10 protein-coding genes are annotated in these 8,649 nt (G+C 57.4%); 1 reads left to right on the top strand and 9 read right to left on the bottom strand.

From position 1 onward, the window contains the following. The 5 genes from ACR0L9_RS20520 to ACR0L9_RS20500 form a co-directional block, all read right to left on the bottom strand. On the bottom strand, positions 1–372 hold a 372-nt coding region (locus ACR0L9_RS20520; RefSeq protein ID WP_480896571.1), incomplete at its 3' end, for a hypothetical protein. Beyond that, positions 369–1,379, bottom strand: coding sequence for an agmatinase family protein (locus ACR0L9_RS20515; protein ID WP_170417815.1), 1,011 nt, complete (start codon positions 1,377–1,379; stop codon positions 369–371). The genes ACR0L9_RS20520 and ACR0L9_RS20515, both read right to left, overlap by 4 nt. Then, complete coding sequence (locus tag ACR0L9_RS20510; protein WP_170417818.1) at positions 1,376–2,251, bottom strand: arginase family protein; 876 nt, start codon at positions 2,249–2,251, stop codon at positions 1,376–1,378. The genes ACR0L9_RS20515 and ACR0L9_RS20510 overlap by 4 nt, the downstream gene beginning before the upstream one ends. Beyond that, entirely contained in the window at positions 2,251–2,925 is a 675-nt protein-coding gene (locus tag ACR0L9_RS20505) for a hypothetical protein (RefSeq protein ID WP_170417821.1), read from the bottom strand. The genes ACR0L9_RS20510 and ACR0L9_RS20505 overlap by 1 nt, the downstream gene beginning before the upstream one ends. Continuing rightward, a complete protein-coding gene (locus tag ACR0L9_RS20500) occupies positions 2,918–3,595 on the bottom strand; it encodes an arginase family protein (RefSeq protein WP_170474326.1) in 678 nt (225 codons plus the stop codon). Before ACR0L9_RS20500 ends, ACR0L9_RS20505 begins: the two co-directional genes overlap by 8 nt. Before the next feature lie 178 nt (positions 3,596–3,773). Between ACR0L9_RS20500 and ACR0L9_RS20495 the strand changes: the two genes are divergently transcribed. Beyond that, on the top strand, positions 3,774–4,481 hold the full coding sequence (locus ACR0L9_RS20495; RefSeq protein WP_170417827.1) for an IclR family transcriptional regulator: 708 nt from the start codon (positions 3,774–3,776) through the stop codon (positions 4,479–4,481). 8 nt (positions 4,482–4,489) lie between these two features. Here the strand turns inward: ACR0L9_RS20495 and ACR0L9_RS20490 are convergent, their stop codons facing one another. From ACR0L9_RS20490 to ACR0L9_RS20475, 4 genes are read right to left on the bottom strand one after another with little or no spacing between them, the layout of a single operon-like run. Beyond that, on the bottom strand, positions 4,490–5,293 hold the full coding sequence (locus tag ACR0L9_RS20490) for an ABC transporter permease (RefSeq protein WP_170417829.1): 804 nt from the start codon (positions 5,291–5,293) through the stop codon (positions 4,490–4,492). Between the two features lie 10 nt (positions 5,294–5,303). Beyond that, positions 5,304–6,206: an ABC transporter permease gene (locus ACR0L9_RS20485; protein WP_170417832.1), complete on the bottom strand. Its 903-nt coding sequence runs from the start codon at positions 6,204–6,206 to the stop codon at positions 5,304–5,306. Continuing rightward, entirely contained in the window at positions 6,203–7,291 is a 1,089-nt protein-coding gene (locus tag ACR0L9_RS20480; RefSeq protein WP_170417835.1) for an ABC transporter ATP-binding protein, read from the bottom strand. Before ACR0L9_RS20480 ends, ACR0L9_RS20485 begins: the two co-directional genes overlap by 4 nt. A gap of 60 nt (positions 7,292–7,351) precedes the next feature. Continuing rightward, entirely contained in the window at positions 7,352–8,410 is a 1,059-nt protein-coding gene (locus tag ACR0L9_RS20475) for an ABC transporter substrate-binding protein (RefSeq protein ID WP_170417838.1), read from the bottom strand. Between the last annotated feature and the right edge of the window lie 239 nt (positions 8,411–8,649).

Below are 8,649 nucleotides of genomic sequence, written 5' to 3'. Positions count from 1 at the left end.
CCCCCCCGTAAGCAACCGGCAGCGAAACAGGCGTCCATCAATCGACAGCTCTGTGCCATGGACATACCCCGCATCATCCAGATCCTGCCAGCTGACGCGGCTCATAAGCATCCGGTCGGCGACCATCAATCTTCTTCCACCGTCCTCAAATAGATGCCAGTTCAGGCGCAGGTTCGGGTCTTTGGGACTGTCGGTGAGCGCCCAGTTGTCCCAATTCGGGTCGCGTTCAAATTCCGGTAGGTTCCCGGGTTGCAGGCCCTCGTAAGGGCAAAGCGCTGACAGGTCTGTGATCCAGGGCCGTGTCGCGGGCGCAAGTGTTTTTCCTGCATGGGAAAACCCACCCAGCTGCTCTGTTCCTTTGTAGTCCATCATTGCTCTGTCACCGCCCCGGTCACAGGTTGTGTGCGGAAGCGACGCAGGATCCGGAACAACATTTCTGCAGCCAGAAATTCGGTACGCTCCGACGGATCAAGAGGAGGGGACACCTCAACAATATCCAGTCCACCCAACGGGGCCTCGGCCAGCCCATCCAGCAGATCGTAATACTGACGCGGTGTAATACCGCTATGAACGATTGAGCCGGTGCCGGGGAGGTAGCCAGCGTCCATCGCATCGATGTCGATTGACAGATACAGTTCGTCACATCCCTTCATGGCATGCTCCAACGCCTGACGAATTGCCTCTGCCGTCCCCAATTTATGTACGTCGCCAGCCGAAAACACCCGACCGCCCTGCTCTTCGATCAAGGCGAGTTCACCGCTGTCGACCCAACCGGTGATCCCGACCCAAACCATATTGGACACGTCGACATTGGGCAGTTCGGAAATCCGACGGGCATTGGTTGCGTGGTTATGGCTGCCCCACGCGCCAAGCCGGTCAGAGAAATCCAGATGACCGTCGATCTGGATATACCCAAAACGTGCATTTGGTGCGCGTTTGGCCAACCCACGGGAATAGCCAAGGCAGGCCGGGAAGCTATTATAGTGATCACCGCCCAGTGCCAGAGGGATCGCCCCTCCAACGCTCAGCGCCTCGGTCATTGCGGCAATGGCCTCGGTGGTTGCGTCTACATCCTCAGGGGTGATCACTGCATCCCCGCAATCCACGAGCCAGTCGCTGGCCGTTGCGCTTCTTTGGCCCGTATCTGGATCAAAACTGACCCCCTGCGGTCGCATGGATTGCAATACCGTCGTTGCCTTACGCAGCGCCTCGGGACCAAACCTGGTTCCGAGCCGGCTTGAATGTGTCCAATCGCTGGGCATACCCACCACACCGATTTGGCCCGGACGGACGTCGGCGGCATCGAGCAGAGGCCCATCAAACAGCCGATACCCCGGTTGTGCCAGAGGCGGGAGAAATGTCGTTATCGCTGCAGTCATGTCAGTACTTTTTCCTTGGAAGTTTGGCGGCGCGGAAAATCAATCCCAAAGCCGAGGCGCGCATAGATAAACGCCAGAAGAGCCGTGACCATCAGGCGTTGGCCAACCTTCACGACACCCATTCCGGGACGGTTCGGATTCAGACCGGTCAACATAATGGCGCTGACCTCGTGCCGTCCCAAAAGCTCAAGCCATTGCACCACCGTCGCAAGATCGCAGCCCCCCAAACGGGGCCGATCACAAAGCGCACTGAGCGATGTTTCAAACACCGAGAGATCAAACCGAACAAACAACGGCTTTGATGGATCCCGCCACTCTGAAAACGCGGCACGCTGCGCGGCAGTATCTCTATTTACCGGCGTGGTCGTTCCGTTCGGCAAGGGCGCAATATGAAAATCGCGCGCATCGGCTGGTGTACCGCCAAGCTGCACTGTCTGACAATGAGGGAGCGCGCTCCGCGCCGTCTCGGACATGCGATCTGATCCGCCCAAAAAGATTGCACAGGCGCCATTGTCGCTGATCTGACGCATGGCCGCCTTCAAGGCCGCGTGGATCGCATCTTCGGACCCCGGTGCAATATCTCCGAGATCACAAAGCCGCTCGTGCAGGCCATCGGTACTGATATCCTGACGCGCATCGATATCTACGGGGTGACTGAATTGTGGATTTGCGTGCCAACCGAAATAGACCGAGGTTTCGCGTAATGCACGCGGCGCCAGAGATTGCCCTGCATGAGGTGCGTTTGTATCTTCAAACGGGATGCCCAGTACGGCCAGATCTCCAGACCGGACGTCGCCGATTGCTTTGGTCTGAGAGCGCATGAACGACAGATGCCCTGCCATGCGCGGCAACGGGGCCGAACGTAGAGGCATCAGCCTGCTCCTTTCTCAAGACGAGCTGTGACCGCTTGCAGGATCGCCAGTGCAGCGCGGGTTTCAGCCTTGCCACGGTTGTCCAGTTCCGGGGCAAGCCCAAAAACCGCAGCCGCGATGGTATCGCCCGGGGTGGCGTCAATTTGCGCGATCATTTGTGCTGGTGACATTCCCGTCAGGCGATGCGGGTGCGATACCCATTTGCCCGCAAGCTCTTGTAAATCCACAGACAGGATGACCGGTTGGGTGCGGGGCAAATGGCTCACTGCGCCGCCATTGACCCCAATGATGGGAACATCCGCACCTGTGACCTGTCTTGCGGCGACGTCAAGCGCTTCCAAACCGCTGGAATCGCCGCCTACCAACACCATGCGGGCACCGGTTTCAAGAACCGATTCACATTGCGAGGCAACTGCGAGAAAATGCTTGTCAGGTTCTAGCGGAAAGACGTTCACGTCCCCAAGGTCAATTGCATTCGCGGGTGTTACTGTGGGGCAGGACGCATACCGAAGCTGGCGCGCGAGATAGCGTTGCCCTGCCGATGGCCGGGCGAGATTGTCACAAAAATAGCCTGCAATCGCGACCTGACCGGGCACGAGATCTTCCAGATCGCCAATGGATGCGCCCAGAAAACTGGGGATCGCGTCAAACTGTATTTGCGCCGCTTCACTCATTGTGCAACGCCGCGTTCAGGGTTTCGATCGCCGCCAGTTCCGACATTCCCCTGGTGTCGCGCGCAGGCGCAAGGCCGGTGATCACAATCGCCTGCCATTTACAGGACATGGCACCAATGACGGAAACCAGCGTTTCAGGTTTCATCCCGCCGGGATTTAGGCCGACGCTGCCAGCTGCATGCCCCAGATCAATGACCGATATGTCGATCCACAAGACAGCGCGCTCGGGCGTGTCAGAATAGTCGCCGTGCCCTTCATCCAACTGCCGCGCGGTGCGCCAATCCATCTTGCGCTGGCTGATCAGATCCCAGACACCAGCAGGTTGATCGCCGTTCAATCCCACCCAGATCGTGTTGGCTGTTCGCGTCGCGATATCACGCCGGGCCAACGGCATGGCCGCGACAACTGGCAGATCAGGCAAGGCCCCCAGCACACCCGAGGCGACATCAGACGCGCCACCCAAGACAACGGGTACAACACCGTGATCCACCATTTGCGTCACAAGTTGTTCCAACGCGGCAGGCCAATCCCCTGACAGGTCCAGATTGCCAAGATCCCGACCATCTACAGGCAGTCCGATCCCAAGTTGGGCAGTCATTTTGCGCAGCGCATCGGGTGCCAGAGAGGTGCCGGATCGGGGCCCGGTGTTAACTTCGCTCGGAACGCCCATAACCCCAACACAATCAGCCTTACATTGCGAATGAATGCCAAAAGGAAGGTCCGCATAACCAGCTGTTATCATTTGTTTCCGCGCGCTATTCATTGCCAGACGCCTTCGTTATTTGCGATTTCCAATTGCGCTCAAACCGGCTATAAAAAGCGACGGATTTGCGTCGAAAGGTCTGCCTATGCCCGACAAGCCCCGATCCCCTGACGCCAATGGTGGTGTCGAAGCGGTAGAGCGCGCATTGCGTGTGCTGGACATCTTTGAGCCGGGCGATGCAGGCCTCTCTTTGAAGGAGGTTGCGGACCGCAGCGGGGTCAACAAGGCGACAATTCTGCGTCTGAGCGTGTCGCTTGAAAAGTTTGGTCATATTACGCGAGACGCCGAGGGTCTGTTTCACCTCGGGCCGTCTTTGTGGCGTCTTGGATCCGTGTTTCGCCAAAACCTGCGGATGGGGCCAATTGTGCGACCGGTGCTTGCGAATTTGGTGAATGCGACCGGCGAAAGTGCGTCGTTTTATGTGCAACGCGGCAACTCTGGCGTGTGCCTCTACCGGGTCAATTCGCCAAGGCTTGCGCGGGATCACGTTCAGGAGGGCGAGATCATTCCGCTGAGCATGGGCTCTTCGGGTCAGGTGCTGGATGCTTATTCCATCCGGCAGGGAAAACAGGCGGCCAGCATCCGAAAGGCCGGGTATTATCTCAGCCTTGGTGAACGCGATCCTGACGTCGCCGGACTGTCGGTTCCTGTTCTTGGGTTCGAAGATGAATTGCTGGGCGCGATCAGCTTGTCCGGCCTGCGCGTCCGCTTCAATGACACAGCCGTCGAAAAGTATCGCGCGGCGGTCCTTGATGCCGCCCGCCAGATTCGGGTGGAGTTTGGCGAAAAATAAGACCCGCATCATTGTGCCTTGTCTTTCCGACGCCCGATCATCTGCACACCGATAAGCGCCGTGATGGACACGACAATCAGACAGGTCGAGATCGCCGCGATTGTCGGATCAAGCTGATCACGCAGTGAATTGAACATGCGCCGGGTGATTGTGGCGTTTTCCCCGCCCGAGACCAGCATCGAGATCACAACCTCGTCCAGCGACGTGATAAATGCCAGAAAAGCCCCTGTCTGGATCGAGAATTTCACCTGCGGTACGGTGATTGTCCACAATGCGTATGCACGGGACGCCCCTAAGCTGCGCGCTGCAAGCTCCTGATCGAAATCATAATTCTGCAATCCCGACATCACCGTCACGATCACGAATGGCAGCGCCAGCGCAGTATGGGCGATCACGATCCCGGTCAGTGTGTAATTGAGCCCCAGCTTGGCATAGAGGCTGAACACTCCAACAGCGATCAGGATCACTGGCACGACAATCGGCATGATCACAAGGATTTGAGCCGCGCTCCTGATACGAGGCGCAGAGCAATGCAGACCATAGGCACAAAGTGAGCCCAGGGGCGTCGCGATTGCCGTGGTCAGCGCCGCCGCGATCAGCGAGGTCTTTGTTGCGCTCATCCATTCCGGCGACGTGACATAGGCCACGTACCAGCGAAACGAGAGCGATGTCGGCGGGAATTCCAGATAGGATGCCCCCGAAAACGACATCGGGATAACGATCAGCGTGGGCAGGATGAGAAAGAACAGCACAGCAATGCCGACCACTGTCAGCCACAGGCCGTCGATTTTACGTTGTCCGACTTGTTCCATTTTCAGATCCTCAGCGCATAAACAGTTTGTCGAGCCCGAAGACACGGTTCATCAGCCAGATCATCGCCAGCGCCAGCAACAGCAGGACCACGCCCAGGGCTGATGCGGCCCCCCAGTTCGAATAGACTGTGATGGTGCTTTCGATACGCTGCGCCAGCATCTGAACCCGGCCACCGCCCAGCAAAGCCGGTGTGACAAAGAACCCAAGCGACAGGATGAAAACCAGCACGATGCCGGCAAAAAGGCCCGGCAGGGACATTGGGAAAAATACCCGCCAAAAGGCCCCGCGCGGGCTGGAACCAAGGCCCACGGCGGCTCGGACCAGGTCGCCGTCAATATTGCGCATAGTGGCGTAGAGCGGCAGAACCAAAAAAGGCAGCATGATATGCACCATGCCAATGATGGAGCCGGTCAGATTGTGCGCCAGTTGCAGCGGTTCTTCGATAATGCCAAGTGACATCAGCGACGAATTGATGATCCCATTGCGCTGCAAAAGCACCAGCCACGCATAGGTCCGCACCAGAACCGAGGTCCAGAAGGGGACCAGCACAAACACCATCAGAATGGCCGCTGTTTTGTTCGGCATCTTTGTCAGCCAGTAGCACAGCGGGTAGCCGAGAAGGACGCAAATCACCGTCACGGCAATGCTGATCTGAAACGTGACGACAAAGGTTCGCCGATAGAGAGCACTACTAAAGATGCGCGTGTAATTTTCCGTGCTCAGTTCGCCTGCCGCATTGAAAAACGACAGCGAAGACAGCCAGAAAATCGGCAGGAAGACGACGATCAAGATCGTCAAAACCGCAGGCATCGAAAGCCCAAGAAACGTCAGTTTTTCGCGGCGTTCTTCGGATTTGAGCGTGCTGGCATTCTGAAGAGTCCCAGCACCTTCATACGTCTCGGCGATACTCATGCCACATGTTCCGGTACGATGATCGTATCTTCGGGATGCAGGGCAAGGCCGATTTGCTCTCCCTTCGACGGCAACCCGGTTTGGCCCGCGCGATTGGCAGGCACACGCACATTGATCTGACCAGCGCTGTCGTGCTGAACGATCACTAGAACGCTGTCGCCCTGATAAATGATGTCATGCACTTGGCCGGACAGGTCATTGGCGGCGTCTGGCACCGCGCCTGCTGTGACTTCCAGCAACTCGGGCCGGATGATCAGACGATGGCCTCCGCTGCCCAGCGCAATAGGCGTATTGGATTTCAGAACGCGCTCGCCAAGCTGCGCCGTGTCATTCGCTACACTAACCGGCAGGGAAATGGATTCCCCGATAAAATCCGCCACAAAGAAACTATGCGGCTGGCGATAGAGCCGCTCAGGCGTCGCGATCTGTTCGATCCGCCCATGATTGACCACTGCAATCCGGTCCGACATCGTCAGGGCTTCGCGCTGGTCATGGGTCACGTAAACGACAGTTGCATCCAGCTTTTCATGCAGCGCCTTCAATTCGATTTGCATATGTTCGCGCAACTTCTTGTCGAGCGCTGACAACGGCTCATCCATCAGAATGATCTGCGGCTCAAAAACCATGGCGCGGGCAAGGGCCACGCGCTGTCTTTGTCCCCCGGATAATTGCGTGATGCGCCGGTCGCCATAACCGCCCAGCTGCACGGTCTCCAGCGCGCGCTCGGCGCGGGCCTTCTGATCGCTTTTGGACACCCCGCGAATTTTCAACGGATAAGCCACGTTTTCTGCGACCGTCATGAACGGAAACAACGCATAGCTTTGGAACACCATGCCAAGGCCGCGCTTGTGGGGCGGCGTTGCAATCATTTCCTGTTCGCCAAACCGGATCGACCCGCCATCAGGACGCACAAATCCGGCCAGCGCCATCAAAAGCGTCGTCTTGCCGGAGCCTGATGGCCCCAGCAATGTCAGGAACTCGCCCGCGGCGATGTTCAAAGACACGTCATTCAGCGCTTTGACCGATCCGTAGGCCTTGCACAGGTTGGATATATCGATGGGAAGGGAGTGGGCTGCAGGTGACATGGGGGCTCCTAACCTGACAAAAATGGGCGCAGCACAAGATGTGCCGCGCCCAGATATTTTTTACTGTTGGATCAGCGTGTCAAACTCTTCGGTCAACTCGCCCAGCTGGCCGATGTAAAAGTTCGGATCGACCAGAAGCTGCTTGCCATAGTTGTCGGGATGTGTGTTGACCTTCACTGCCATCTCATCCGAGATTATCCCGGTGCCGAAGGCACCCGAATTCACCGGACCCAACGGCATGGTCACCGCCAGCCTCGCCTGTGCTTCGGCGCTCAGCAATTCGTTGATAAGGCGCATCGCGTTGTCTTTATTCGGAGCCCCCTTGGGAACCAACAAGCAGTCCACGTCCATCGTGCCGCCATCAAAGGCATAGGCCACATCAATGCCCGACGCGATCACGCTTTCTACGCGGTTATGGCCCATATGGATCACGTCCACTTCGCCGTCACGCAGCAACTGCGCCGATTGCGACCCGCCGCGATACCAAACGGTAACTTCGGGGGCAATCTCACCCAGCTTGTCCCATGCGCGCGCCTTGCCCTCATTCGTGGCCAACGTGTCATAGATCTCGGCCATCGGCACACCATCCGCCATGAGCGCGGCTTCGAGGTTATAGTTCACCTTGCCGTGCATACCGCGCTTGCCGGGGAAGTTTTCCAGATCCCAGAACTCTGCCCAATTGGACGGGCCATTGTCGCCAAATGCATCCTTGCGATAGGCAATCACCTTGGTGAAGTTGATGAAGCCGATGTAATTGTCATGGATCAGCTCTTTCGGAATGCCTGTGGTGTCAACAATCGAATAGTCGATCGGCTCAAGGCTGCCTTCCCGGCTCAGGGTTTCACACGAAGGCAAATCCTGTTCTGTAACGTCCCATGCAACGGCACCCGCCGTGATCTGCGCGCGCACGTCCTGAATGCCGTTTGTCGTATCTTCCTTGACAGTGATATTCAGCGCACCAGCGGCAGGTTCCAGCATGGCTGAGCGCAAGGCATCCTGAAACGAGCCTCCCCAGGACGCAAACACGACCTCTCCCTCGGCAAAGGCAGGCGAAGCAATGGCCAGGCCACCTGCCACTAGCGCCGTGGTGAGCTTCAGTTTTTGGTTATCTTTCATCATGTCAGGCTCCTCCCGAACTGTTGGTTGGTTTGTGGCTTCGCGACATGCGCGGCTCCACATAATCATTCGCAATCGTTTCATCTAGCAAAACGTCATTTCAGTTTTACTAGAGCTGATGTTGGAATTGGTCAAGGATTCTTTTGCCCCGTAGGATTCACACTCCCGTTTCCTGAGTGTCAATCGGCATTCAAACCTGACCCCCTATCGGCGCCCAATATTGACCCCCTTGATGCTGAGCA

The sequence above is a fragment of the Ruegeria sp. I3 genome (genome assembly GCF_056532525.1).
This window is presented reverse-complemented; position numbering and strand designations above follow the sequence as displayed.

Excerpts from the sequence above, each read along its gene's own strand:
- ACR0L9_RS20515 (WP_170417815.1), bottom strand. The coding sequence starts at position 1,379 with ATGACTGCAGCGATAACGACATTTCTCCCGCCTCTGGCACAACCGGGG.
- ACR0L9_RS20510 (WP_170417818.1), bottom strand. The coding sequence starts at position 2,251 with ATGCCTCTACGTTCGGCCCCGTTGCCGCGCATGGCAGGGCATCTGTCG.
- ACR0L9_RS20505 (WP_170417821.1), bottom strand. The coding sequence starts at position 2,925 with ATGAGTGAAGCGGCGCAAATACAGTTTGACGCGATCCCCAGTTTTCTG.
- ACR0L9_RS20500 (WP_170474326.1), bottom strand. The coding sequence starts at position 3,595 with ATGGGCGTTCCGAGCGAAGTTAACACCGGGCCCCGATCCGGCACCTCT.
- ACR0L9_RS20495 (WP_170417827.1), top strand. The coding sequence starts at position 3,774 with ATGCCCGACAAGCCCCGATCCCCTGACGCCAATGGTGGTGTCGAAGCG.
- ACR0L9_RS20490 (WP_170417829.1), bottom strand. The coding sequence starts at position 5,293 with ATGGAACAAGTCGGACAACGTAAAATCGACGGCCTGTGGCTGACAGTG.
- ACR0L9_RS20485 (WP_170417832.1), bottom strand. The coding sequence starts at position 6,206 with ATGAGTATCGCCGAGACGTATGAAGGTGCTGGGACTCTTCAGAATGCC.
- ACR0L9_RS20480 (WP_170417835.1), bottom strand. The coding sequence starts at position 7,291 with ATGTCACCTGCAGCCCACTCCCTTCCCATCGATATATCCAACCTGTGC.
- ACR0L9_RS20475 (WP_170417838.1), bottom strand. The coding sequence starts at position 8,410 with ATGATGAAAGATAACCAAAAACTGAAGCTCACCACGGCGCTAGTGGCA.